Annotated in this window: 1 pseudogene; it reads right to left on the minus strand. The window is 42.6% G+C overall.

Annotated features, from left to right (window positions below):
- Positions 1-274, minus strand: a pseudogene (locus J1781_RS00135) (hypothetical protein); the annotation flags it as partial.
- Positions 275-399 lie beyond the last annotated feature (125 nt).

Raw genomic sequence — 399 nt, forward strand, 5'->3', positions numbered from 1 at the left:
ACACACTGGCGCCATTTTTGGTGAGATCTTGAGGGATGCCATTAAAATAATCGACCAAACCAAACAGTTTGTTCCAGCCAAAAAGCCCATGAGCAAGCACGATAGGGTATTTGGTTTTTGCATAATCTGAGGTGGCGGTGAGGGAGGGGACTGCGACACAGCCAGTGGCATTGGCACAGTTGTAATAGCTTGAGGCATCAGAAGACGCAGAAAATGCGATGGAAGAAAAAAGCAATCCTTTGGCGGCACGGCGCATAAAGCGATGATGTGACATATACTGATCCTTGTAAAGTCATAATGAAGTTTCGCTGTCCTATGGATTAATTTAACCTAAATCAACAATTTGTGAATCAAATAAAATGACTGGTCAGTATATTTTTCTGCAATGTCAGTTGATGC

The organism is Rahnella perminowiae, assembly GCF_019049695.1.
GTDB lineage: Bacteria > Pseudomonadota > Gammaproteobacteria > Enterobacterales > Enterobacteriaceae > Rahnella > Rahnella perminowiae.